This is a genomic window from Algoriphagus antarcticus, assembly GCF_002150685.1.
Taxonomy (GTDB): Bacteria; Bacteroidota; Bacteroidia; order Cytophagales; family Cyclobacteriaceae; genus Algoriphagus; species Algoriphagus antarcticus.
The window spans coordinates 70,259-96,450 of record NZ_MSSW01000040.1 but is presented as its reverse complement, the minus strand read 5'-3'; the positions used below and the strand labels follow the sequence as shown (position 1 = coordinate 96,450).

Genomic DNA, 26,192 nt, shown 5'->3' with positions numbered 1-26,192 from the left:
GAGATTGAATTGCTCCCACAACTACCCTGAGAATTGTTGCTTTTACGATAGAATTTAAATTAACTGGATTGGTTGTCAGGGTAGTAATACCAGGATCTCATCAAAGCGTAATGTTAAATCTGTTTTTTTGTACTTTTAGCTTTATTTTGAAAGAGAAATAGAACGAATTAACCTATTTGCTATATCCTCGCAACCATCCCAGAGTAAAAAAATGTCCAAGAAATTTATCGATATTGAGAAAGCCATTGATTCCAAAAATCCTGCGGTTTTGAAATGGATGCCAGGCTTTTTGCTCAAGTACATCAAGCGAGTGACTCATGAAGACTGGATGAATGACGTGCTGGATAAAGTTGATCATCTGCATGGGCTCGATTTTGCAAATGGTTTGATCCGGGAGTTGAACATAGATGTGGAGCTGGTCGGGGCAGAGAATATTCCAAAAACTGGAGGAATTATCGTCGCCGCAAATCATCCACTCGGAGGAATTGATGGAATAGCCTTAATGCAGGCTATCGGTAAGGTGAGGACAGATATGCGATTCCTGGTAAATGATCTATTGATGGCGATGAAAAATTTTCATCCTTTATTTATTCCTATAAATAAACATGGCAAAAATTCAGTGGATACGTTAGCTGCCATCGAATCTGCTTATGCGGAGTCCTACGCTGTTTTAATTTTCCCAGCGGGTTTGGTTTCGAGGAAGCATGGGTCGGGAATTAGTGATTTGGAATGGAAAAAGAGCTTTATCGCGAAATCGAAGAAATACAAGAAAGATATCCTACCTTGTTTTATAGGAGGTGAGAATTCCAGTTTTTTCTACAATTTGGCTTATTGGAGAAAGAGAATGGGCATCAAAGCAAATATTGAGATGCTGTATTTAGCAGATGAATTGTATAAGCAACAAGGAAAAAAAGTGGTCATCACTGTAGGTGAACAGATTTCCTATCATAGCTTAGATTCCTCCAAGACGGACGGACAATGGGCTGAATATGTGAAGGATGTAGTTTACGAACTTAGTAAAAAAGAATGAATAAAGAAGCAGAGATAATTCCGGCAATTGATAAAGAGCTACTAAAGGCTGAGTTAGTTCCGGAGCGATTTTTACGATATGCTAATAATGGAGACAACCTGGTTTACTTGGTTAATTTTCATAATTCCCCGAATGTCGTTCGAGAGATTGGTAGATTAAGGGAATTGACTTTTAGAGCAGCCGGAGGAGGGACAGGCCTTGAGGTAGATTTGGATGAAAATGATATCTGCGAAAATTGCTATGAGCAATTAATTACCTGGAATCCAGAGGATCAAGAAATAGTAGCAGGCTACCGATTGATTAATTGCAAAAATTCTACCAAGGAGGATGGTAGTTTGAATCTTTCTACAACTCATTTATTTGATTTTACCGAGCGTTTTATTCAAGATTATATTCCCTACACGATTGAGCTGGGACGATCCTTTGTTCAGCCAAAATATCAACCTGCACTTGATAATAGAAAGGGTATTTTCAGCCTTGACAATCTTTGGGACGGGCTAGGAGCAGTAGTCTTGATGAATCCAGATGTCAAGTATCTATTTGGAAAAGTGACTATGTATCCGCACTTCAGCCGTGAGGCAAGAGATTTGTTGTTAATGTTCATGAATTACTATTTTCCTGATAAAGACGGATTGGTCAAGCCGAAAGATGAATTGAAATTGGGTTACGAAACAGATTTACCAAAAGCAGGGAATCCATTTGAAGGTTTGGAATACAAAGAGGGCTATAAGCTCCTTAATGGGAGGATTAGAACTTACGGAGAGAATATCCCGCCACTCATCAACACCTACATGAATCTATCGCCTACCATGATGACTTTTGGTACAGCATTGAATGATGAGTTTGGGGAAGTGGAAGAGACGGGGATTTTAATCACACTTGCTGATATTTACGAAACCAAAAAGCATAGGCATATGGACACCTTTGAGCGAGATAAAACCTTTAGAAGTAGCAGTGATGTCTGATAAGTTAACGTTGATTGTAGGGGCTACCACTAACCCATCTAGGTTTGCGTATTTCGCTGCCAGTAGATTAGCTGGTGCAGGTATTCCCTTCATTCCGATAGGGATTAAATCAGGTGAAATTTTTGGAGAGAAAATCATTGATCTTCGGTCAAAGCCAGAATTGAAGAATATTCATACAATTACTCTTTATATAGGACCTGCGAATCAAGAAGAATGGATCGATTATCTGGTCAGTCTAAACCCTAGTAGAATCATCTTCAATCCAGGTACTGAAAATTCGATTTTTTTCCAAAAAGCAAAAGCCAAGGGTATTGAGGTTTTAGAGGCTTGCACGTTAGTGATGCTTAGTGCTGGTCAGTATTAGTTGTTTTATTCCAAAATCTATCCATATAGAGGATATGTGGGAAGGAAATCAAAGAAATCAAAACGAAGAAAATCAAGATTAATTCATTTTTATCCAGATAATTAATACCGATAATCAAAGTTAATGCTATACCCACGATACTGATAGCGGAAAACGGAAGCAGATGCTTACTGAATTTTTTGAAGGTATTGTATCCTGGATATTTTTTTAAAAACTCATACTCTGAGGTCATGCTTGGAAGAGCATGCCAGAATCCGAAATAGACGATAAAACTAATCATCAATGGACTTAAAAATAGGATAGGCCCTAGTATGGCTAACTCTAAAAGATCATATCGGTTAAATTTTATAGTAGAAAACCATTGTATCACTACAGTAGCAACTAAAAAAAAGGGAAGAATATAGAAAAGGTTTACATCAGGAAGTTTTGCTATTGGGCTCAAAATGGATTTGGTAAGTGATAAATCACCAGCTAAAATTAACAGTAAAAAATAGAGGCCTCGGGAAACATAAAGTAGAACCTTAAATTTGTTTTTTACAGTCCTGTTGATAAAATGTGTTTGTCCAAAGTGATACGCAGACATCAGAATGAATGCCAGCAAAGCTGGTACTGGCAAGTAAATCCAGCTAAGTAAATAGATTGAAATCAAAGAAATGTATAGCAATAAAAACCTCAGCAATCCTTTTTTATTTATCTGAGGATCTGAAGTAAGATGATCGATTGCACCATGAGGAATTCCTACGATGATAAGTACTATACTAAAGAAAATATATTCAAAAGTTTGATCGTCTTTTGGGAGGAAAATAAAAAGAATACAAAGGAACAGACCTCCTGTCTTTGAGAAGAGCTCAACGCGATTCATAGTGTAGCAAACTCTTAATGAAAATAGAATAGTTCAATTTCCCCAACAACTTCAACTCATCAAGTAAAGTAGTTTCTTCACTTAAAAACATCAAGACTTTTTCAGGTGGATTTTTCTGGAAAAGGTCAGCGAATACACCAGATAGTTTTTCAGGCCATTTTGTAGCTATATTCAATAAGATATTGTCATAAAACTCATATCTACTCTTCCTGTTTATCCCTTCCAATGGAGGTTGGCCTTTTTCAATATTGCGTACTATTTTACTTGAATTCTCTTGTATTTTTTGGAAAGTATAACCTGTAGAAGCCTTAGTCCAACCCGCTGCCGTTCCGATCGGGAATATACGGTTGGAAGGGGTACTGTCTAATCTCTTATTAGTCATTGGAATGACTCCTATTTCTTGAAAAGAAACTTGGTATTCTCTGGTTTTCAAATAAGTAGAGAGGTATTTTTTCAATTTTCTTTCAAGTATCTCCGTGTCTATATTCTCTTGGGAATATGCGGTCAGTTCAATTAATGCACTTGTTGGAGAGAAGGGTAAGATGTAAAAGAACTCAAATTGCGAATGTGAATTCTTTTGGATATCCATCAGCGTAAATGTAGATGGATCAAAAAGCGGTTCAGTAGTTTCAACTGTCCAACCTGCAAACACTTGCTTTAGGTAGGGTGTAGCTACTAATTTAGAAGGTATAAATCTCGAATCAAATATCATGTCGCCGAGGTATTCATCACCTTCGAGGGTGGTCACGATTCCACTATTGTGATTCTCGGAAATTTCATGAACTCTTGCTTCTTTGAAAAAAATGTTATCTGAATTCTTGAGCTCCTCGAAAACAGAATGATAAAACTCTTTAGAATTAATGTGGAAATATCTCAAATTGCCTAAATCCTTTCGATCTAAATTTTCCTCAAATCTAAAGTTTAAGGTGTTCCAGGAATGGTTCGAATTTATGGGGTGAATTGCAAGCGGCTTTGTTGCCCAATAGCACCAAGTTTTATTGGGAACTTGGTTGATCAATGGGTCAATAAGTAGTATTCTTTTATTGCTAAGCGAGCTTCGGTTCATGTGAAAAACCAAGCTTAAAGCAGCGCAACCTGCACCGGCAAAAATATAGTCGTATCTATCCATAAAATTAAAAAGCTACCTCTTGTACACTAGGTACAAGAGATAGCTCATTAAAGGATTAGGCTTTTGACGTTTTGGAGGATTCAGCAATTGCTACTGAATAAATTACTAATCCAAAACCAATCTTATTTATTGCATCTGCAATATTATAAAACAGATCAATAGAACTTACTTCAAATGCACCTGACAGTAAGTTGCCTGGAAGTACCATATATCCAATTGGATAAATAGACCATCCTAGTGTGATGAAGATCTTCAACAAGAACATAGCTCGGTTGAGCGCAGGACTATTGGAGTCTTTTGAAAGTTTTGCAATATCTCCGGCAAAAACCTCATACACAATATACAAGTACCCGAGAGTGGAAAATATACCCCACATAATATTGCTGTCTAACCCGGAGGTTTCACCGATATATCCCGTGATCAACATCACTAGAGATGCTACGATTAACTTAAATAGAGTTCCACCTTTCGCACCAAACGGTTTTGTGAGAAGGTAAAATTCAACACACATTAAAGGTACAGTCAATGTCCAATCCACATATCTGAAGGCCGTTGGACTAGTGCCTGTTTGCAAATAAAAATCTCTCATGTAGTAGTAGTGCACAGCCGCAATACCTGTAATGAGACCTGATACTAAGAGGGACAGCTTCCATTTTCCATCTACAGAGCCTCGCTCTACAAAAAAGAAAACAGCTGAAGCCAACATCGCCATGTAACCTATGAAGAAGGTTATCGCTACTGGATCTGAGTTTGTGATCCGATCTAATCCAATTAGATCCGCAGTTAAGGTGTAATTCATAATTTTTTTTTATTGGGTTAATTATTTGAGTATTTATTAAATAGATAAGTAAAACAGAATATAATTTGTTTAAAAAAAGTATGAAAAAAATTAAACAAAAATTATAAAGATCATTTAAATAGTAGAATATGAAGGGTTTTCAATGATTCAAGGCATAAAAAAAAATGAAAAATAAACTGGAAATGGATGATTTTATTCCTTGGACATTTTTATCGCTGAGTGTCAAAGGATCGGATATGTGTCGTTTCAGACACTTTTTTTATGTATCTTGCCGAATCTAAAAAAGAACATAAAATCACCCTTTTAGACCCATTTTGAGGGTTTCTCCAAAACATATGAGTGAAGAAAAAGCGAAGAATCTAGGCGAATACGGTGCCGGTAACATTCAGGTATTAGAAGGTCTTGAAGCAGTTCGTAAGAGGCCTGCTATGTATATCGGTGACATAGGAGTCAGAGGACTCCATCACTTGATCTGGGAAGTTGTAGATAACTCTATCGATGAGGCTCTTGCAGGACATTGTGATACGATCAAAGTCACAGTGAATGTAGATAATTCAGTTAAAGTCGAAGATAACGGTCGTGGAATTCCTACAGAAATGCATGCCAAGGAGAAAAAATCTGCATTGGAAGTTGTGTTGACTGTACTTCACGCCGGTGGCAAATTCGATAAGGATACCTATAAGGTTTCCGGTGGTTTGCACGGTGTAGGTGTTTCTTGCGTGAATGCGCTTTCCGAAGATTTGAAGGCTACCGTTTATCGTAATGGAGTTATTACTGAGCAGGAATTTAAAATTGGTGTGCCTCAGTATCCAGCCAAACAGGTTGGGACTACAGATCGCAGAGGAACTACCATTCAGTTTAAGCCGGATACTTCTATCTTCGCAATCACCGAGTTCAAATACGAGACGATAGCCAACAGGCTTCGTGAAATGTCATTCTTGAATGCAGGAGTCAGAATTTTGTTAACTGATCTGAGAGAGACTGAAGACGACGGATCTGTGAAATCTGATGAGTTCTACTCAGAAGGTGGTTTGGTAGAGTTTGTACAATACCTTGACGTGAGCCGTGAGAAAATCATTGACTCGCCCATTTCTATTGACACCGAAAAGAATGGAGTCCCAGTTCAAGTAGCAATGAACTATAACAGTTCATATTCTGAGAATGTGGTTTCCTATGTCAACACGATCAATACTTACGAAGGTGGTAGTCACGTGTCAGGTTTCAGAAGAGCAATCACCAGAACACTGAAATCTTATGCTGATAAATCCGGAATGCTTGATAAGCTAAAGTTGGAAGTTAGTGGAGACGATTTTCGTGAAGGTCTTACTGCGGTAATTTCCGTGAAAGTGCAGGAGCCACAATTTGAAGGACAGACAAAATCTAAATTAGGTAATTCTGAGGTAGTTGGCGCTGTCGATAGTGCTGTATCGGAAGCTTTGCAATCTTGGCTGGAAGAGCATCCAAAGGAAGCAAAAATTATAGTCGGTAAAGTGATCTTGGCGGCACAAGCCAGACATGCTGCGAAAAAAGCACGTGAGATGGTACAGCGCAAGAATATACTTGGAGGCGGTGGACTGCCAGGTAAATTGGCTGATTGTGCGAATAGTGATCCGACCGTTTGTGAATTGTATCTCGTGGAAGGTGACTCGGCAGGTGGATCTGCTAAGCAAGGTAGAGATCGTGATTTTCAAGCAATTTTACCATTGAAAGGTAAAATTCTAAACGTAGAAAAAGCGCACGAGCACAAAATCTATGATAACGAAGAGATTAAAAACATTCTTACCGCACTCGGAGTTAAGATTGGTACGTTGAATGATGACAAGGAATTGGATCTAACTAATCTGCGCTATCATAAAATCATCATTATGACGGATGCTGATATAGATGGATCTCACATTCGAACCTTGATTCTTACTTTGTTCTTCAGATATATGAGAACATTGATTGAACATGGGTACTTATATATTGCTTTGCCTCCTTTATATTTATTAAAAAGAGGCAAGGACGAGAGATACTGCTGGACTGAAGAAGAGCGAAAAATCCTGACAGCTGAAATGGCTAAGGATGGCAGAGAAGATAGTGTAGGGATTCAGCGTTATAAAGGTCTTGGTGAGATGAATCCTGAGCAACTTTGGACTACTACCATGGATCCGAATGTTCGAACGATTAAACAAGTGAATATTGAATCAGCCGCCGAAGCAGATCATCTCTTTAGCGTGCTCATGGGAGATGAAGTCGCTCCGAGAAGAGAGTTTATCGAGAAAAATGCCAAATACGCAAAAATCGATACCTGATCACTCAAAAGGGGCTTTTTAGCCCCTTTTTTAATTATTAACAAATTGATAAACCCAAATAAGCAAGCATATCTTAACTTGCTTTCTACTATTAACTTTGAATGCAATGAAATTGGAAGTTGTTGAAAAATACGATTCGATTATACAACAGAGTGACCTGGTAAGCAGGGATTTAAGTTGGTTGAAGTTTAACGAGCGTGTCTTGGATCAATCCAAGAAAATGCATCGTAGTGTTTTCGAAAAGCTAAAATTTCTAGCCATTACAGCGTCCAATCTGGATGAATTTTTCATGATCCGCGTAGGTTCACTTTATAATTACCTAGACTACGAAAAGGAGCGAGTTGATTACTCTGGTTTGAGAGAAGAGCCTTTCAAGACTAAGTTGATGAATGAGAGTCATACTTTTCATACTGATCAGCATGAGCATTTTTCTGAGGTGATCATGTCGGAATTGCAGGAACAAGGGGTCATACTTTGCAATCTGTCTAAACTTACTGAGAAAGAGCAGGAGAAAGTTCATGAATACTTTGTAAAAGCTATCTACCCAATGCTCACGCCAATGGTGTATGATGGGTATCGTACATTTCCGATTTTGATGAATAAGCTGCTGGTTTTTGGAGTGGTGACTACCAGTCCAGGTGACCGGCAGGATATGCGCAAGATGAGTTTTGTGCAGATTCCAGCTAATATTCCTCGCTTTTTCGAAATAGAGCGCGAAGACTCTCTTCTACTTGTTCCTATTGAAGAGGTGATCCGTGAAAATATCGTTTCTCTTTTCAGAAATGTAGAAATAGAAGGAATTAGCCTATTTAGAATTACTCGAAATGGTGATTTTACTTTAGAAGAAAGTGAAGATATGGACGCGAACTTCCTCGAGGAAGTGAAGCGAAAGTTGATGGAAAGAAAAAGTGGCCGTGTGGTAAGGATAGAGATTGAGGAGGGTTATAGTAAGTGGATGATGAATTCACTATTGGAAAGATGGAATCTGAAAATGGATTCAGTGTTTCTGATCAAAAGAACTAGTATGATTGATTTTACAGGACTTTGGCAGATCGTAGGAAATAAAAAATTCCGTGAGCGCTTGCCTCAAATTCCTGCTCCGGTGAAGCCATTATCCTATCAGGATGAAGGGGTTGCGGATATTTTTGATGTATTGAAAGAGAAGGATATTCTGCTGCATCACCCTTACAACAACATCGATTCGATATTGGATTTGATAGAAAAAGCATCGGAAGATCCGGATGTGATGGCTATTAAAATGACTATTTACAGGCTTGCCAAGGAAAGTAGAATTACTAAGGCTCTGCTGAAAGCCGCCGAAAACGGAAAGCATGTGTCCGTTCTTTTTGAAGTCAAAGCTAGATTTGACGAAGAGAACAATATTCGGGAAGCTAAGAAACTTCAGAAGGCTGGTTGCTTCGTGATTTATGGGATTTCTCATTTGAAAACCCATACGAAACTCCTATTGATTGTGAAGCGTGACGGGGGAGAAATCACACGGTTTGTTCACTTAGGGTCAGGTAATTACAATGAAGACACAGCAAGACTTTATACTGATATAGGATTGATGACGACCAATGAGGTTTTGGCAAATGATGTTTCTGAGTTTTTCAATGTAATCACTGGGCACTCCATGCCTTCTCAATACCAAAATCTAATCACCGCTCCCCGTGATATGAGAAATCAACTGATCGAGTACATAGAGAAAGAGGCTGAAAATGCCAGAAATGGCCTTCCAAGCGGAGTATTTATTAAAGTCAATTCGCTGGAAGATTCTGAGATGATTTATGCCCTGTATCGTGCTTCACAGTCTGGTGTGACAATTAAATTAATTGTTCGCGGAATTTGCTGCATAAGACCTGGAAGAGTGGGATTGAGCGAAAACATTGAGGTTTTATCTATTGTGGGTGATTTCTTAGAGCATTCTAGAATCTACTATTTTCACAATAATGGTGATACCAAAACTTATGCGGGAAGTGCTGATATGATGGTAAGGAGCTTCGACAAGAGATTGGAAGCACTATTCAAAGTAGAATCAACTTTGCTTGAAAAGCAGTTGATGAATATTCTAGCTTATAACCTAAAGGACAATGTAAACTCATATGTGATGCAGGAAGACGGTACTTACTTAGCCAAGCATCCAATAGGTGGTGAACCAGAATTTAATGTTCACCGAGAGTTTTTCAAGCTGGATGTAGAAAGTGTGATGCAAGTTCGACTAGTGGACTAATGCAAAAAAGCCCTTACTATAGGGGCTTTTTTGATTTATTACGCTCGTAGAGTACATGAATGATCCCATCTTTCAAACCCAGATCGGGCACAATCATTTTTCTCGATTTTGCAGCCTGCATCACTCGCTGATATATTTTTCCCGCAGGAATAATGACATCTGCCCGATCTTGATTTAAATTGAATTTGTGCACTCGTTCGTCAAAAGTGAGGGACTGTAAGTGATCCAGTACTTCTGTGATTTTTTCAAAATCTAAGTAACGTTTGTTTTTACGGGGTAGCGACAGCTCAAAAATCTTATTGATATTTCCGCCGGTACCTATAGAAGTGACTGACGGAGAATTTTCTAAATGCTTCAGGATAAAGTTTTCCATCGAACTCCATACCGGAGTGGCTATTTTGTCTTCTAAGGCTCGAACTGAACCAATCTGAAATGATTTTGAAGCCAATTTCTCCCGGTTCTTATAAATGTTCAACTCAGTACTTCCTCCACCTACGTCAATATGCAAATAAGTCTTTTCGTCGAAGAACTTGTTTAGTGATTTATTAATCAGCTCTGCTTCCTTATTGCCATCAATAATATTGATTTTCAAACCGATTTCTTCCTTCACTTCGAGTGCTATTTCCTTACCATTGACGCTCTCTCGAATCGCAGAGGTAGCGCAAGCCATGTAATCATCTACTTCATATAAATCAATTAGAATTTTAAAAGCCTTCATCAATTTGACGAATTTTCTTCTGTTTACTTCTGAGATCTTTTGCGTGTTAAAAACATCCTGACCCAAGCGAAGTGGAAAACGTAGGTATTCGAGTTTCTTGAATTTGATTATTCCTTCGTATTGAGTTACGCTGGTGATTTGTAATCTGATGGCATTGGAGCCAATATCTACCGCGGCTAATTTCAAATGCAGATGGGATTAGTTGAATAAAAAATTAGGTTTTGAGGTTACTTTTTTTTCTGAGTTACGACTAGCATTATCACACCTGCCGCAAGTACAATACCTCCTGCATAAGTAGGCCAGTTAACCTCGCGCTGTTTGTCAGCACTTATTTGGATCGGACCCGCATCGATTATTTTTTCTTTTGTAGTGAAAGAAAAGCTGTTGCTGAAAAGCATAAAAATGCCGACGATGATTAATAATATACTGAAGACTTTCATAAGTGTTTTTGTTTACGTTGTTCAAATTTATTGCCATAAAAATGGTGAAAATTTTATGATAGGAATGATGGTTCAAGTGATAGCTTGTGAAAGAATTAGAAGGGGAAAAAATAAGGAATACAGAGTGTAGCTACGATCCAAAGTAAAAGATTCAAAGGAGTACCGACTTTTATATAATCACTAAACCTATAATTTCCTGGTGTATAGATCATTGTGTTGGTCTGATATCCCATAGGAGTCATGAAACTCAAACTTGCGGCAAAAGTGACTGCCATCAACATTGGTCTGGAATCCACGTCCAGTGCAGTGGCTATGCTGATTGCAATAGGCGCCAGCAAAGCCGCCGTTGCGTTATTGGACATCACGTTAGTCATGATAAATGTCAAAGCAAACAGTGCACTCATCACTGCTCTAGGGCCAAATTTTCCCACGCTTTCAACGATCGAAGCGCCGATTAGCTGAGATCCGCCTGTTTTTTCCAGAGCTAATCCCATAGATAAAACACCGGCAAGCATTAGAATTACTTTCCAGTCAATGGCTTTATAAGCTTGCTCTGTATTCAATGACCCTATCATTATTAAAGTAATGGCTCCTGCCACTGCAGTGACTACGATCGGAAATACCTCGAATGATGCCAAGCCTATGATCAAAGCCAGTACAACTAGCGTCAATACACTTTTCGTCTTATTAAGTGATTTACTTTTCGTCTCGGAGAGTAGAAGAAGATCGACGCTAGTTTCTACGGTTTGTATAGATTCTTCCGTAGCCCGAAGGAGCAAAATGTCCCCTGCTCTTAAGGCAGTTCTTGAAAGTAAAGAATCTAGCATATCCGATCTATGCCTAATCCCGATTACGAGTACTTGATTGTATAGTTTTTTGAAATTGAGACCTTTAATACTCTTATTTATTAAGAATGAATTTGGTGTCACCAATGCTTCATAGAGTCTTTCTTCATCGTCGGTGATATTTTCTTCGTTCCACTTCAAATCCGCTTTCAGCTCAATTCCTTTGGTAGTTTTGATTTTTTCCAAATTTTCTTTGTCACAGTTGATACGGATGATGTCGCCCTCCTGAATGGCAGTATTAGGATACACCCGCACTTTCCTGCCATCTGATCGGATGATCTGTAAAGGCTTTACTGGCAGTTTGTCAAATATCTTCTGTTTGAAAAGTGGTTCGTTTATTTGTTCGTATTCTTTTTGAATAATCAATTCTGAGAGGTAATTCCCCAGCTGAATATTTTCTCCAAGGCTTGAGTTCGCTTTTCGATTAGGAGTAAGCCATCTACCTATAGTCAGCATATAGATTAATCCGGTGGCAAAAAAAACCAAACCCATCAAACTCATTTCAAATACGCCAAAGGAAGGTAATCCGGATTTTTCAGCTATTCCACTGACCAAAATATTAGTGCTAGTGCCCAGCAATGTGCAAATTCCTCCCATCAAAGCACCAAAAGAAAGTGGCATTAGAAGCTTAGATGGCGGAATGTTATCCGTTTTGTTTAGTCGTATCACAGCAGGCATCAGCAATGCAACTACAGCAGTATCGCTGATGAATGCAGAAAGAAAACCAGCAGATAGCATTAAGGTGAAAAGGAGGTGGGTTTGACCTTTTCCGGCCTGCGAGCTTAGCTTTTGAGTGAAAGTATCCAAAAGACCGGTATTAAAAATCGCAGCAGAAACTACAAACATGGCTGCCACAGTGATCGTAGCAGAATTGGAAAATCCAGATAAACCTTCTTCTACATCCAGAATTCCTGTTAGCAGAAATGCAACCATTACCCCGATAGCAACTGTATCTATGGTGAATTTCTCAGTGAAAAATAGAATGATGGCAACTCCAATTATTGAAAAAACAAGTCCGATTTCAAAGGTCATTAATTACATTTTTAGGTAGTTCCCTCTTTTGAGTTTTTTTCTGATACGGAAATAATTCATAAACCCGATGATTAAAAACACCAGACTCAATCCAAATGCCAAGTAGCCTAAGTCCCTTACATGGTCTAATTCCTTCACTTCAAAAAGCGCCGTCCCAGACACCAAAAAATATAGAGATGTACGAATAAAGGATAATAACGTCCTATCATTTGCGAGGGTTGTACGCTGTCTTGCTAAGAAATCACGAATTATTAATTCACTTTCCAAGTCATTTTCCATATTTTTATTGTGTTTATTTAAATTGAAATAATTCAATCTCTTTTAATTATGAAAAGAATTTATACACTTTTCCTCTCTATTATGTTTTGTGGGCAAGTAGTTGCCCAAAATGACACGACGTTAATCCTACAAGATACAAGCTATTGGCTTAAAGAATTAAGCGGTGGTTTAAATCTCAATCAGGCGTCATTTAGTGGTAACTGGCAAGGTGGTGGTGTCAACTCTGTTGCTCTGGGTGTCTATCTCAATGGTCGTGCAAATTATGCAAAAGACAAATGGTCTTGGGACAATACGATGGATTTCATCTATGGTGTGGTAAAAAACAAGGACGAAGAAGGTCGTAAAACCAATGACCGTATTTTTCTAGATTCTAAAGTAGGCTACGAGATTAATGACAAATGGAATTATTTCTTTGCAGTTAATTTTCTGTCTCAGTTTGCTCCTGGTTATGAATTCCCTGAGGGCGCTGACCGAATCCTGATCTCCAAGTTTGCCAATCCAGCTTATTTTACCACCTCTATAGGTGTAGAATATAAGCCTAATGATGAGTTTAGCTTGCGTATTTCCCCATTCTCTCCGAGGTGGACCTTTGTCACTGACACAGATTTGTATCTGAATGTACCGGAAAACTACGGTGTGGAAATAGGGGAGACCGTGCGCACGGAATGGTTAGCGTTCAGCTTGATGGCTGACTACAACAAAAAACTTTCAGATAATCTATCGCTAATGGTGAGGTATCAAATGTATGCGAACTACGAAACCTTGGCATTTGATGCTATAGATCATCGATTAGACTTCGGGTTAACTGCTAAAGTTTCGAACTTAGTGAACGTTAGTTTGACAAGTTTAATGATATACGATTTGGATCAGGATAGTAAAATTCAATTTAGTCAAGGATTAGCATTGGGAATTGCATTTAAACGTGGTAACTTCCCTGAGAAGAAATAATCCAAACAAATTTTTATTTGGAATTTTTATTTGATTATAAATTTATTATTTTTGAATTCATTGTGGTAGTTAAATAATAGTTGGTTTAGTTTTCAAATAAAGGGCAGGAGATTTTCTCCTGCTTTTTTATTGTATATATACCAACTCTTTCAATTTTTGCTTGAAATAATCCTATTTTTTAAAAATCCCTAGGAAATTACCTTTGGAGATCAATACCTATTTAACCTAAAATGAATAATAAATTATTTCTGATTTGTTGTTGCCTATTTATCAAGGCCAATTGCCATCAGGAGAAATGGAAACAGATCTGTCTCTGGAATCCGATGCAGCTCTTTCTGACTCAAGATCTCCATTGGTATAAGTCCAGTTTTTATTCATCCAATCGAATACTATTGATCCATCGTCTTTGAGTTGAATTCGATTGAAAGGCAAACTTTTGGAATCAATAGATTCCCCGCTTTTTTCAGTTAACAATCGGGCTAACTCCTCATGATCGAAAGCTACTTTGGTTTCTCCCTTTTCGATAGTTGTTAGGAAAAATCGCTTGCCGTCTTCGGTGTAGGCCTGATGCCAAAAGCTCTTTTTGTCGTCTAACCAATTCGGGTTTACATCCAAATGATAGATTTCTCGCTGTATAGTATTGCTGAGGAAGTATTCGGCCTTATGATAGGTATCCTCGGTGATTTGCGTAAAACCCGAATGTATCAGTAGAAGGCTCGCGAAGAATATAAGATTAATTTTAAAAATCCCTGATTTCATTAGTTGTAGATTTAGACTTACACAATGCAAAAATGAATTTTAGGGAATAATTTCAGGCTTAAAAATCTTCGAAGCTATTATTTGACCGGTAGAAATTGACACGTAAACCTTTACCGAATTGCTCAGGAATAAATCAATGTAGTGCTGGTCATTGGCGAAAGAAAGAGGCCATTGTTCTGGTAATTCTTCTCCAATTTTAACTTCGATTAATCTTACTGTTGACTTTAATTCACTTTCCCAGCTTTCGTCTGAAAATATAGAGTTTTTGAAAAAATCCACTTTCACTTTATGGATGTAAATACTCTTGGACTCAGTGTTGACGAACGAAAATGCCAACTTCTTTCCTAAAAGGGGCTTATCTCCCAAAGCAAAGTCATCAAAGTAATTAAGTATTTTGAGATTGACTACAATACCGATTTTGTCTGCTTTTTCGTCTTTATTCTTGTCGAGGATGAATTTTTTGTAACCTATCCAGGCTGCAAAAGCTACCGCACAAAATGTTAAAGCTGCAATTATGTTGAAGTCTCCCATACTTATCCGGCATTTTCATACCCCATTTTCAGCCATTCTATAACCTCACTAGTGACTTCAGATTCGCTGGTCAATTGAATCTTGTGACTGCACATACCATTAGTTTTGGTGTCTATTTCCAAAATCCCTTGAGTTGGTTGATCCTTTAGATTTAATCCTATTTCGTATCTGGTTTTGGTGGCAGGGATGAGCATTGCAAATTGCTTTTTGCGTCTCACACTCACATAAGAATTCTTTGGAGCGAATTCTACATCAGAACCAAAGGCTTTGATTTCAGAGTTTAGTTTTTCATAAATGGGTAAAAAATTCTCTTTGCCTTTGTATTGCTTGGTGATCAGTTCATTTGTTTCTGAAACAGATCCTGCATCTGATTTTAAAGCTTTGTGAGCCACTAGATTTGCAAATCCATATGAAAATCCATGTTTTGTCTTTAGGAATTTTAGTATTTCACCATGCTTCTCAAATCCTTCTTTTTGAACAATCACCACCCACTGATCTAGACTTTTTCCAGTGTTTTTTTCTAGATTGTCGATCATTGTTTGCGCAGCTTGATCCATAGTTAGTTAATGGGTTGGTATTTCTATTTCGCAAAGAATAGGAAAGTGGTCAGAAGCTTTTTTGAGTGCGTCGCTTACTGCTTGGATTATAGGATTGCTTTTTTCCAAATATGGATTCCAAACCGACCCTTTTATAATCTTCAATCCTTGACTGGCAAGTATGTGATCAATCAACACATTGATCTGATCTCCAGTAATTCTGTCCCTGTATTTGCTGGAATTCGGGGTATACCCATAGCTATTGAGTTTTGGTTTGGGTAGAACTGGTTTCAAAACCAACTCAGGTTTCCAGACATCACCGAGCAAAATTTCTACTGCACTTTTCGAGAATTTATTTTCATAAAAATCCAATTCAAAACCATCATTGATATCACCCATCACCATGACTTGTTGATTTTTTTCCAAATACTCATCACATCTTTCACGAATAGACATACATTCTGCGAATAACTTGAGTCGATCTCTCGCGGAAATCTGCTCAAATCGTGCATAATCCACCATATCGAAAATCCCTTTTGATTTGGTGTGGGCAATGATCACCCGTGTAATTAATGAATTGTCCAAACCTAAAATGCTCAGCTCAAGCGGAGGACGATAGTGTCGATATTGTTCCTTGATCAGTCGATTGGTGGTGTCTTGCAGAAAAGGCTCATCAAATCTCTTCCCTTCTTTCGTCTCAGGAGTAAAGAGGACATTGATCTTGTCGGGATTGTAAATTGCACAAAGCTCCTGCTGACCTGCGGAAGGGAATCCATGAATACCTTTGTAATTTGATCCGGGAATGAAAGTTTGAGTCCAGATTTCCATTTGGGCGGAAGCAGTTTTGGAGCCGTCCACCAAAGTGTTTGGGCCTTCCACTATTCCGAGGAAATCCGGATCCATTGATCGGATTACATCGGCTAATTGCTGACTTCTTATTTGTTCTTTTCCTGTGGTTTTTGGATTTCCGTCCGTGTCAAAAAGATCACGCATCCACTCTACATTGTAAACTCCGATTTTAAGTGTCATAAAAATATAGCTTAGGTTAAAAGTCGATATGAAGTTACATTTTTAAATGTAAATATCTGAGCAACAAGTAATTCAATTCTGTCTATCCACTTTTCTTTCGGAAAAGGGACTAAAGGATCATAGAACAATGATCACTTTAGGATATGGGCCACTTCGGCCTGCCTGATGACGTGGTGGGTCCCCGGTCTTCCAGCATGTATATCGTAGAGATTATCGATAATGGGATCATTATGGATAATCAAATACATTATTTACACTTTGATGTAGATTTTCTTTTTGTCCATCCAAAGTCCAATCAGCCAAATAACTAGCATGTAGCTAAATGCGAATAGGAAGGAGGCAGTTTTAGGAGCCAGCCAACTCTTATAGAAATTAGCATAAATGAAACCTTTAAGCGTTGTGTCCCCAACAGGAATCATGGATAAAAGAGTTACAACTAAGCCTGATAAAATGTATAGAATGAGTGGATTTCTACCAAAAACCTCAAAGAAGTATGTCCAGCCTTTCCAGTTTTTGATTTCTATCACACCAACCAGAAGAGCAAGTAAGAATAGGTCAATACCTGTGGTGAGTAAAACGTATGAGCTTGTCCATATCTTTTTATTGATTGGGAAAACTATATCCCATAGGTAGCTTACAATGATTAAAACCAATCCTATAGCAATGAGTTTTTTCACAGACTGCATTGTGTTACCCAACTTTTGAATCATTTTCCCGGCTAGGTAGCCTGCGATTACATTTACGATTCCAGGTAAAGTGCTTAAAATCCCTTCGGGATCAAATGGGATTCCCTCGCCTCCGTACATTCTTTCCGGGCCTATTAGCGCCAGGTCTAGTTTGATAGCAGCATTTCCTGTGAGGCTGTAAGGATCGGCTGCATCACCAAAGAAATACATGATGGCCCAATAACCCAAGAGAGCGATCGCACTGAATATCCATGCTCCTTTGATTCCTCCATAGTACAAAACAATTGCTCCAAAGAAGTAGCAAAGCGCAATTCGCTGCAATACGCCAAAAAGGCGAACTTCAGTTAGGTCTATAAAGCTGATAGCTCCTGAATCTGAGATGTGATAAAAAGGAAAAGCATTAAGTAGCCAGCCGATCAGGAATATAAGTATCGTTCTCTTTCCAACTTTTTTGAAAAACTCAGCGCTAGACATTTGCTCGAGCTTTTTCATAGAAAAACTCATCGCATTCCCAACTACAAATAGAAATGTGGGGAAAACCAAGTCAGTGGGAGTGAAGCCATGCCAGGATGCATGAGCAAGCGGCGCAAACAAATTGCTCCAGTCGCCTGCTGTATTGACTATTATCATAAAGGCAATCGTCAATCCGCGTAACACGTCTAGAGCCAGGTAACGATTAGTTATACCTGGTGAGATAGAATTTTGGGTCATTTTAAGGTTGGGGGAATGAAGTTAAAAGAAGGGGTTTTTCTGTTGGGTTAAGATAAAATATTATCTTGTTCTTTACTTGAAAACATACTTTTTATCCATTCAAAATCATAAAACGCATGAAAAATATTTCCATCGATGACTTTAAAGTGACTAAGACTATTTCTCTAAAAGAGATACCTACTTCAATAGACTTGGAAGCATCGGAAAAAAAGAAGGAGAAAGAACTGAATAAGATAAGAGAAAAACTCAGTGATCATCAAGATATTATGTATGCACATAATAAATATAGCGTTCTGATATGTTTGCAGGGAATGGACACGGCTGGGAAGGATAGCTTGATTCGTGAGGTTTTTAAAGAATTCAACCCTCGTGGAGTGGTAGTTCATAGTTTCAAAACTCCTTCCAAATTGGAGCTTCAGCATGATTACCTGTGGCGGCATATCGTAGCCTTGCCGCAGCGAGGTAAATATGGAGTTTTCAATCGTACGCATTACGAGAATGTATTGGTGACCCGAGTGCATCCTGAGTATATTTTGGGAGAAAATATCCCAGGAATCAATTCGTTAGATGATATCACACTCGATTTTTGGGATAAACGATTTGAGCAGATCAATAATTTCGAAAAGCAAATCTCTGATAATGGTACGATCATCCTAAAATTCTTTTTGCATCTCGGTAAAGAGGAGCAAAGACAGCGATTGCTACGTAGGCTCAATAAGGAAAAACACAATTGGAAGTTTTCGCCTGGAGATCTAAAAGAGCGGGATAGATGGGATGATTATCAGAGGTGTTATGAAGATGCGATTAATAAAACCTCCAAAACACATGCTCCATGGTTTGTGATTCCATCAGATAATAAAGAAGCTGCTCGTGTTTTAGTAGCCAAAGCGATTTTGGATAAGATGAATTCTATCAAAGATATCCAAGAGCCAGAACTTGACGAAAAAGTAAAAGAGAATATCGAAATGTATAAGGAGATACTGAGTAAAACCGAGGATTGATTTAGACGATGTAATTTACTTATTATGTGTAACCGCTTTTCTACCAGTAAAGATATAAAAGCGTACTAGAATTTGCTGAAATAAAGCATTTAGCCACTTCGTTCTGCGGTCTTTGGTCTGTCAAAGCAAAGAAGGTTAATGGTAAAGTAGAAGATAATCCTATTACTTATTAAAAATCACCTCATCCACAAATACCCACCCCTTACCTCCCGCACCAGGATGCCACTTAGGCAAATGAGCAAGTGGGGTTAGTGTGATTTTTAGCTTATCATAATTCGTATTTGCAAGTTCAAAGTTTAACAATTCAGATCGGGCTGAGGATGCTTTAGTGGAAGGTGTAGGAATTGTACTCGCCAATTGATTCCACTTTCCATTTTCCAAACCTTGAATGGATACTTTTGAAGGCGGGAAAATATGTGAGCCTTCACTGTAAAGCAGGCTAATTGAAACATCTTTAGGTTTGTCTGCATTTTTCTCAAAGCCTACTTCCAACACCATAGGCTCATCTTGAAATCCCAGCCATTTTTCTCCAAGATTCGGCGTTTTAGCCTTTTCCAAATCAAAAAGCGTGGCGGCACCTGATGCCTTGTACTTTGAATTTGGCTCATAGACTAGCGAAAATTTAGAGGGCGTAATTCCAGAATGCATAAAAACTGCTTCAATTGCTTTAGAGCCTTTCCAGTCTGCAGCATACGCCTTAGCTACTATTTTTCCAGTGTTTTTGACAAATATAGGTGCTGAGTAAACAGCACTTGATATGCTATCTGGCTCTGTGCCATCCAGAGTGTAGCGAATCTCAGCGGTTTTGATCGGGTGGGAAAGGGTAAGTTCCAAACTGTCTTGATAGATCAATTCCGCTTGGGAAATGGCTGGGCTATTCAGCTCATATATAATTCCTTTTCCATCAAAACCAAAGTCTATCTCAGTCGTCGATAGTGACTTTTGAATACTTTTCTGATCTGGGTCGCTCAATCCTGTCTGCCATAGATACAGCTTTTTAAGCGATTTCATTTTAGCGAGATTTTGGAGTGATTCTGAATCAATCTCATTTCCAGAAATGGCCAAAACTTCGAGGGTATTCAGTTCAGAAATCACTTTCAGCTGATCAGCATCCAACTCTGTAAAGTTTAATTGAAGTTCTTCCAAGTGTTTGAAATCCTTTAAAAACTTGAGATCAATTCCAGCTAGAGGCATCTTGCTCAGACTAAATTGCACAATTTGGTCATTGACCATTTTCAGGTCAGAAAGTGACTCAGGTGGAAACGCTGAAATACCAAAATAAGAAACATCCAATGCTGGAGATTCAGGAAAGAGGGGTTGAACCGAGCGAAAGGAAGTGTTTAACTCAGTGATATCATCTTGATCAGCAGCATCAAAGGAATAAATTTTATTTCCTTCAAACTTCACAGAAGCCAATTGATACAACTCGTTTTTCGCAGGTAGGGTAACCAGTTTTTGCTCAAAACTAGCTCCGGAGGCAACCCACTCACTCAAGATCAAAAGTTCCTCATCAGTCAATTGAGCCTTATTCTTTGGTGGCATGTGCTTTTTTTCGTCTAAAGGAAGATTGATTCGCTGTATGAGAAGCGATTTTTCAAAATCTCCCGCAAGTACAAATGGCCCAGACTTCCCGCCTTTTTGCAAGCCTTCGATATGATCCATTCTTAGCTCTCCTTTTATCTTCCCCTCTTTGTGGCAACTGATACATTTTGCCTCCAATATAGGCAGCACTACATCGCCAAATATTTCAGCTTCAGCCAAAGGGACTACTTCAATATTATTTGATTGGATGGGTGCCAGAAGAAAATCTTCTCCATGAGTCAATCCCGCTCCCCAATGTCCGGTTGCGATTATTGCTCCTGCTAGCACGACACTGGATATCCGAATGACTTTGGCTTGCATTGCTCTGAAAAAATAGAGAATTACACAACCTCCGAAAACTACCAGACCTGCCCATTTGTGCCAGGTCAAGATCTCACCAGTGTATTCTTCTTGCGCCAAAATCAACCCAGCCAGCACAGTAATTCCTGCGAAATTGCAGCCTGCTAGAAAACTTATTTCTCCTATTTCTCTAATCTCTGGCTTTTTGTCAATACCTGGAATCCAAAAAAAGAGCAAGCCCATCAAGAGTAGCACAATAGGAAAGTGTAATAGGATCGGATGACTTCTACCGACGACCTGAAGCCAATCGGGCAAAACCAGAGTATTTCCTGCTAAAGTGATAATGAGGGTAAGACCTATCCAGACAAAAAGGGTGCTTTCCAGAAAAGATCTGATCGAAGAAATCTTGAGCATATAGGCTTAAGCAATTAAGTCTTTTACTACTTTACCAGAGACATCAGTTAGGCGATATCTTCTGCCGAGGTGCTTATATGTCATACGCTCGTGATCTATTCCCATCAGGTGAAGGACTGTCGCTTGGAAATCATGCACATGTACTGGATTTTCAGTGATGTTGTAGCCAAATTCATCTGTCTCGCCATAGACCATTCCAGATTTCACTCCGCCACCTGCCATCCAGATGGAGAATGCACGAGGGTGATGATCACGACCGTAATTGTCAACTACTATTTTTCCTTGGCAATAATTTGTTCTTCCAAATTCTCCACCCCAGATAACTAAAGTCTCATCGAGCAAGCCTCTTTGCTTCAAATCAGTAATCAACGCTGCTGAAGCCTGATCCACGTCTTCGGCCTGAAGTCGCATTTCATTCGGCAAATTACCGTGCTGATCCCATCCTTGATGGTAGAGCTGAACGAAACGAACGCCACTTTCAGATAGTTTTCTGGCCAAAAGACAATTTGCCGCATAAGTGCCTGGAACTAGGCAATCAGGCCCGTAAAGTTTGATTATACTTTCCGGTTCCTTTGAAATATCCGTCATTTCAGGGACGGCTGTTTGCATGCGGTAGGCCATCTCGTACTGCTTTACTTTCGCAGAAATCTCCGGATCATTGAATTGCTGCATGCTCAAGTCATTCATTGCAGCGATCTGATCTATCATTTTCCTTCGCTCTTCACGGCTCATAGATTCTGGATCTTTGAGATATAGCACAGGATCCTCCGAATTCGAAAACTGTACACCTTGGTGGGTTGCCTCTAGAAATCCATTGCTCCAAAGTTTAGAATAAACACCCTGACCATTTCCTCTGCCTCGACTAAGAAGAACAGAAAATGCAGGTAGATTACTGTTTTCACTTCCCAAGCCATAGCTCAGCCAAGAGCCCATACTCGGACGATTTCCTACTTGCGCTCCTGTCTGAAAGAAGGTAAGTGCGGGGTCATGGTTGATCGCATCTGTGTGCATGGATTTCACAATGCAGATGTCATCAACTATTCCAGCGGTATGTGGAAAAACCTCTGATATCCAGGCTCGCGACTCCCCGTACTGATTAAATTTGTAATGGGATCCTACCAAAGGAAAGGAGGATTGACCAGCAGTCATTCCGGTAAGTCGCTGCGTACCACGAATAGATTCGGGGAGTTCTTCTCCCATCCTTTTATTTAAAAGGGGTTTGTAATCAAATGATTCCAGTTGACTTGGAGCGCCATTCTGAAAAAGATAGATGATTCTTTTGGCTTTAGGAGCGAAATGCGGAAGCGCATTCATCATGGCTTCTTCAGCTCCAGCTTTTCCAGAAAAGAGATCAGGAACCAGGAGAGAACCCAGTGCTAGACTTCCTACACCCAGGCTTAATCTGGATAGAAATTTCCTCCGATTGTGATTGAGTCCTTCTTCTAATATTTCCTTTTCCATGTCAGCTTTTGGTAATCGTTTCTTCCAGATTGTAAATGCTCACAATCACTTGCATGAGAGCGGCAGTTTCTGGATTAATGTTTTTTTCTTCCAGAGGAAATTCCCCTACACTCAACGTAGGCAGAACCTGCTCCGGATTTTTTCTAAATCTTTCTAATTGATCTTGATAGTAGGAGAGTAGGATAGACTTTTCTTCACTACTCATATCTCTACAAACTATTCGCTTGAATGAAGTAGAAATCGCTTTCTCTTCATCCTTATTTTCATCCCACATTTTGCCTGCTAAGACCCGAGAAGCTTCCAGAATCATCGGATCATTCATCATCACAAGTGCCTGAAGCGGGGTGTTGGTCCTGCTTCTGCCAATCTCACATCGATCTCTATTACTGGAATCAAAGATGATAGCTTTCGGTGGTGGCACTGTTAGTTTGATAAAATTGTACAAACCTCTTCTGTACAGCTTGTCCCCTTTGTCCTGAATATAAGTCGCTAATACCCCTCTTCCTGAAGTGGCTGCTTCCCAAATTCCTTCTGGCATATATGGTTTCACACTGGGCCCACCTAGCTTTCTCACAAGCAAGCCACTGCTGGCAAGCACTAGATCCTGAATATTTTCAGCAGGAAGTCGTAAGCGGGAAGCTCTGGATAAGTACAAATTAGCAGGATCAGTATTGAGGTGTTGGTCGGTGATCACTGCGGACTGTTTATAGGTAGCCGAACTTAAGATTTGCTTCATCAGACGCTTGATATCCCAACCATTTTCCATAAAATCAACTGCCAGCCAATCCAACAATTCGGGATGCGTAGGAAGATCTCCCTGCATACCAAAGTCACCGGCAGATTTGACTATGCCTTGGCCGAATATCTCCTGCCACATCAGATTTACAAATACTCTGGCTGTCAAAGGGTTTTCTCTGGCAGTAACCCATTTGGCCAGACCCAGACGGTTCTTTTCCAAATCTGCTGGAAACTCCAAAATGGAAGAAGGAGTGGAAGGCTCAACTTCCGTGGTCGGAGCATCATACACTCCGCGATCTAGAATGTAGGTAGGGCGCTGCTCATCCAATTCTCCCATTACAGAAATACTCAATTTGGAGGTGTCAGCATAGTTGATAAAACTCATAACCCCAGAAAGATCTTCCTGATCTACCCAAAGAATTGGAGTTTTGGCAGGCTTAGATTGTGACACATCGCCTTGATATCCTTTTTCAGGAGTATTATTAAAAAAGGCAAACATCTCGTAATATTCTTTCTGTGAGAATGGATCATACTTATGATCATGACACTGGGCACACTCCATAGTGATTCCCAAAAGCCCTTTGCTTACCGTATTCGTTTTGTCAAGCACATATTCGATTCTGTACTCCTCGTCGATTACTCCACCTTCTTCTGTGTATTTATGATTTCTATTGAAGGCTGTCGCCAAAATTTGTTCTTTGCTTGCATCAGGCAAAAGATCCCCGGCTAGTTGCCAAGTGAGAAATTGATCATAAGGAAGATTTTCATTGAAGGCATGAATTACCCAATCCCGATATGGCCACTGCGTTCTGATGTTGTCGTCTTGATAGCCATAACTATCAGAATATCGGGAGATATCCATCCAAAGAATTGCCATTTTCTCCCCAAATCCTGGATCACCCAGCAATCCATCGAGTAAATCGGCATAAGTAAGTTCTCCCGAGAAATCACCAAACCTATCCAAAACTTCAGGGCTAGGAGGAAGACCTGTAAGATCGAGACTTGCTCTTTTGATCAATTCATACGGTTTAGCTTCTGGATTTGGCTGAAGACCTTTTTCAGTCATTTTCTTCAAAGCGAAGCGGTCTATTTCATTGATAGTCCAGTCAGTTTCTTTTGGAAGCTGTGATTTTTCTGCTTTTACAAAAGCCCAGTGAGGTTCATACTTAGCTCCCTGCTCAATCCACTTTTTGATCAGTTGTATTTCTGTATTCGATAAAGAAAGATTGGATTCCGGAGGTGGCATCAGTTCACCGGGATCTTCGGAAGTAATTCTATGATAAACTGTAGATTCCTCTAGGTTGCCTGGTTTGATCACAAACTGGTTGGGATTATCCTTTAGCGCAGCATAAGCACCAGTTTCGGTATCCAATCGTAATTCGGATTCTCTTTTATTTGCATCCGGTCCATGGCAGGCAAAGCATTTGTCAGAAAGAATTGGACGGATATGGAAGTTGTAACTTATTTGCTCGATGTCTGACAATTCCACTTCATCTTTTTGCTGCATGGTGCAGCTATATGCTAGCGTGCAAATGCTACATAGAATGAAATATCGTAGGAGTTTAGAAGCTGCCATTTTGGGTTCTGGGTAAAATTGAAATCTTTCCCAAACTAGCTATAATCTGAAGAAAATCCATCAGACAGATTGAAATTTAGCTGTATTTTTTTGATCAAAGGATCAAAACTTAGGTTAAAATATTAAATAATAAAAGATTGTTCTGTTATTTTTGAAAAAAACTACTTTTGATTTTTTAAATTATCTTATAACAGGATTTAAATAATTATGTTTTAAATTTTCAAACGACATTATAAGTACCTGATTGACAGCATATAACTATAAAATTAAATCTGTATGTACGCTATTCTGCCAGTAAGCGAATTCTCTTTCGTTAATGGGTTGGAAGACCCGCCACGGCGAGGCAGGCCACCGGAGTAAACCAGAATTTAATGTGTCTTTGGATTTTCGATCCTATAAATTTTCTACTGACACGATTCCATATAATCACAAAATTAAATATGAAAAATTTAGTTTCACTTTTCGCTTTAATTATTGCTTTTTCTTTATTAGCCTCCTGCAAGGCATATCGAAATCCCAATAATCTTAATCCAAAGTACCCTATAAAATCACCGGAGCTGGCAGATAAAATACCAGGACTTCAAAATTTACTTGTGGGGGATCAACTAAAAATAACAGGAATAGATAAAAGCGTTAAATTCTTGGTTTATTCTGGAGTGGGCAAGGGCATCTCTCAGGAGATTTACGGAAAGATCAAGGTCGAAAACTTGGTGAGCCTGAACACATCCTTATCCCCTTGGATCAAATTGATTTTATCAAGGTCAAACGAAAAAGTGTTGGAGCTACTCTGGCTTGGACTCTTGGATTGGGTGTAGCAGCTACCGTGGGAATTATTATTATTTTGGTGGATGTTTATAGTGAATTGGGGCAGGATAATCTCTAAAAAGCAAAAAGCCATTCCTGATGGAACGGCTTTTCATATTTTTTAAATTGA

At 39.1% G+C, this 26,192-nt stretch carries 23 protein-coding genes; 8 read left to right on the top strand and 15 right to left on the bottom strand.

Annotated elements, in window-relative coordinates:
* Window positions 1-211: 211 nt before the first annotated feature.
* The 3 genes from BVH04_RS13800 to BVH04_RS13790 are packed head-to-tail and all read left to right on the top strand — an operon-like array spanning window position 212 to window position 2,359.
* Window positions 212-1,030, top strand: a complete 819-nt coding sequence (locus tag BVH04_RS13800) for a 1-acyl-sn-glycerol-3-phosphate acyltransferase (protein ID WP_086542060.1) — start codon at window positions 212-214, stop codon at window positions 1,028-1,030.
* Entirely contained in the window at window positions 1,027-1,995 is a 969-nt protein-coding gene (locus tag BVH04_RS13795; protein ID WP_086542059.1) for a GNAT family N-acetyltransferase, read from the top strand. Before BVH04_RS13800 ends, BVH04_RS13795 begins: the two co-directional genes overlap by 4 nt.
* On the top strand, window positions 1,988-2,359 hold the full coding sequence (locus BVH04_RS13790) for a CoA-binding protein (protein ID WP_086542058.1): 372 nt from the start codon (window positions 1,988-1,990) through the stop codon (window positions 2,357-2,359). The genes BVH04_RS13795 and BVH04_RS13790 overlap by 8 nt, the downstream gene beginning before the upstream one ends.
* On the opposite strand, the gene BVH04_RS13785 is transcribed toward BVH04_RS13790, so the two are convergent.
* Genes BVH04_RS13785 through BVH04_RS13775 form a run of 3 tightly spaced genes read right to left on the bottom strand, consistent with a single transcriptional unit; the run spans window position 2,340 to window position 5,149 of the window.
* Entirely contained in the window at window positions 2,340-3,221 is an 882-nt protein-coding gene (locus BVH04_RS13785; protein ID WP_086542057.1) for a Brp/Blh family beta-carotene 15,15'-dioxygenase, read from the bottom strand. The two genes, BVH04_RS13790 and BVH04_RS13785, sit on opposite strands and share 20 nt — an antisense overlap.
* Window positions 3,208-4,350: a lycopene cyclase family protein gene (locus tag BVH04_RS13780; protein WP_086542056.1), complete on the bottom strand. Its 1,143-nt coding sequence runs from the start codon at window positions 4,348-4,350 to the stop codon at window positions 3,208-3,210. The genes BVH04_RS13785 and BVH04_RS13780 overlap by 14 nt, the downstream gene beginning before the upstream one ends.
* Window positions 4,351-4,405: 55 nt before the next feature.
* A complete protein-coding gene (locus BVH04_RS13775; protein ID WP_086542055.1) occupies window positions 4,406-5,149 on the bottom strand; it encodes a bacteriorhodopsin in 744 nt (247 codons plus the stop codon).
* Between the two features lie 335 nt (window positions 5,150-5,484).
* Here BVH04_RS13775 and gyrB point away from each other — a divergent pair, with 335 nt between their 5' ends.
* Both gyrB and ppk1 read left to right on the top strand, forming a co-directional pair.
* Window positions 5,485-7,443, top strand: a complete 1,959-nt coding sequence (gene gyrB / locus BVH04_RS13770) for a DNA topoisomerase (ATP-hydrolyzing) subunit B (protein WP_086542054.1) — start codon at window positions 5,485-5,487, stop codon at window positions 7,441-7,443.
* A 106-nt stretch (window positions 7,444-7,549) separates the two neighbouring features.
* A complete protein-coding gene (gene ppk1 / locus BVH04_RS13765; RefSeq protein WP_086542053.1) occupies window positions 7,550-9,673 on the top strand; it encodes a polyphosphate kinase 1 in 2,124 nt (707 codons plus the stop codon).
* Window positions 9,674-9,689: 16 nt separating this feature from the next.
* Here ppk1 and BVH04_RS13760 read toward each other — a convergent pair whose 3' ends face one another.
* The 4 genes from BVH04_RS13760 to BVH04_RS13745 all read right to left on the bottom strand — a co-directional run bounded on the left by BVH04_RS13760 (window position 9,690) and on the right by BVH04_RS13745 (window position 12,987).
* A complete protein-coding gene (locus BVH04_RS13760; RefSeq protein ID WP_086542052.1) occupies window positions 9,690-10,577 on the bottom strand; it encodes a Ppx/GppA phosphatase family protein in 888 nt (295 codons plus the stop codon).
* A gap of 41 nt (window positions 10,578-10,618) precedes the next feature.
* Window positions 10,619-10,831, bottom strand: coding sequence for a hypothetical protein (locus tag BVH04_RS13755; protein ID WP_086542051.1), 213 nt, complete (start codon window positions 10,829-10,831; stop codon window positions 10,619-10,621).
* A gap of 95 nt (window positions 10,832-10,926) precedes the next feature.
* The gene (locus BVH04_RS13750; protein ID WP_086542050.1) at window positions 10,927-12,708 is read right to left on the bottom strand and encodes an SLC13 family permease; all 1,782 of its coding nucleotides are present in this window, start codon (window positions 12,706-12,708) and stop codon (window positions 10,927-10,929) included.
* Between the two features lie 3 nt (window positions 12,709-12,711).
* On the bottom strand, window positions 12,712-12,987 hold the full coding sequence (locus tag BVH04_RS13745; RefSeq protein ID WP_086542049.1) for a YidH family protein: 276 nt from the start codon (window positions 12,985-12,987) through the stop codon (window positions 12,712-12,714).
* A gap of 48 nt (window positions 12,988-13,035) precedes the next feature.
* On the opposite strand from BVH04_RS13745, the gene BVH04_RS13740 reads away from it, so the two are divergent.
* On the top strand, window positions 13,036-13,935 hold the full coding sequence (locus BVH04_RS13740) for a DUF3078 domain-containing protein (protein WP_086542048.1): 900 nt from the start codon (window positions 13,036-13,038) through the stop codon (window positions 13,933-13,935).
* Window positions 13,936-14,205: 270 nt separating this feature from the next.
* On the opposite strand, the gene BVH04_RS13735 is transcribed toward BVH04_RS13740, so the two are convergent.
* The 5 genes from BVH04_RS13735 to BVH04_RS13715 form a co-directional block, all read right to left on the bottom strand.
* Entirely contained in the window at window positions 14,206-14,694 is a 489-nt protein-coding gene (locus BVH04_RS13735) for a hypothetical protein (protein ID WP_086542047.1), read from the bottom strand.
* A gap of 39 nt (window positions 14,695-14,733) precedes the next feature.
* Entirely contained in the window at window positions 14,734-15,225 is a 492-nt protein-coding gene (locus BVH04_RS13730; protein ID WP_086542046.1) for a hypothetical protein, read from the bottom strand.
* A 2-nt stretch (window positions 15,226-15,227) separates the two neighbouring features.
* A complete protein-coding gene (locus BVH04_RS13725; protein WP_086542045.1) occupies window positions 15,228-15,782 on the bottom strand; it encodes a DUF4287 domain-containing protein in 555 nt (184 codons plus the stop codon).
* Between the two features lie 6 nt (window positions 15,783-15,788).
* Window positions 15,789-16,790: an endonuclease/exonuclease/phosphatase family protein gene (locus tag BVH04_RS13720; RefSeq protein ID WP_086542044.1), complete on the bottom strand. Its 1,002-nt coding sequence runs from the start codon at window positions 16,788-16,790 to the stop codon at window positions 15,789-15,791.
* Between the two features lie 251 nt (window positions 16,791-17,041).
* Window positions 17,042-18,187: an acyltransferase family protein gene (locus BVH04_RS13715; protein ID WP_086542043.1), complete on the bottom strand. Its 1,146-nt coding sequence runs from the start codon at window positions 18,185-18,187 to the stop codon at window positions 17,042-17,044.
* 116 nt (window positions 18,188-18,303) lie between these two features.
* Here BVH04_RS13715 and BVH04_RS13710 point away from each other — a divergent pair, with 116 nt between their 5' ends.
* Window positions 18,304-19,188, top strand: a complete 885-nt coding sequence (locus BVH04_RS13710; RefSeq protein WP_086542042.1) for a PPK2 family polyphosphate kinase — start codon at window positions 18,304-18,306, stop codon at window positions 19,186-19,188.
* Window positions 19,189-19,350: 162 nt separating this feature from the next.
* Here BVH04_RS13710 and BVH04_RS13705 read toward each other — a convergent pair whose 3' ends face one another.
* Genes BVH04_RS13705 through BVH04_RS13695 form a run of 3 tightly spaced genes read right to left on the bottom strand, consistent with a single transcriptional unit; the run spans window position 19,351 to window position 25,258 of the window.
* Complete coding sequence (locus tag BVH04_RS13705; RefSeq protein WP_086542041.1) at window positions 19,351-21,483, bottom strand: c-type cytochrome domain-containing protein; 2,133 nt, start codon at window positions 21,481-21,483, stop codon at window positions 19,351-19,353.
* Between the two features lie 6 nt (window positions 21,484-21,489).
* Window positions 21,490-22,944, bottom strand: a complete 1,455-nt coding sequence (locus tag BVH04_RS13700) for a DUF1501 domain-containing protein (protein WP_086542040.1) — start codon at window positions 22,942-22,944, stop codon at window positions 21,490-21,492.
* A 1-nt stretch (window position 22,945) separates the two neighbouring features.
* Window positions 22,946-25,258 (bottom strand): PSD1 and planctomycete cytochrome C domain-containing protein, encoded by a 2,313-nt coding sequence (locus tag BVH04_RS13695; RefSeq protein ID WP_086542039.1) that lies wholly within the window; start codon window positions 25,256-25,258, stop codon window positions 22,946-22,948.
* A gap of 440 nt (window positions 25,259-25,698) precedes the next feature.
* On the opposite strand from BVH04_RS13695, the gene BVH04_RS13690 reads away from it, so the two are divergent.
* Complete coding sequence (locus BVH04_RS13690; RefSeq protein WP_086542038.1) at window positions 25,699-26,073, top strand: hypothetical protein; 375 nt, start codon at window positions 25,699-25,701, stop codon at window positions 26,071-26,073.
* Window positions 26,074-26,192 lie beyond the last annotated feature (119 nt).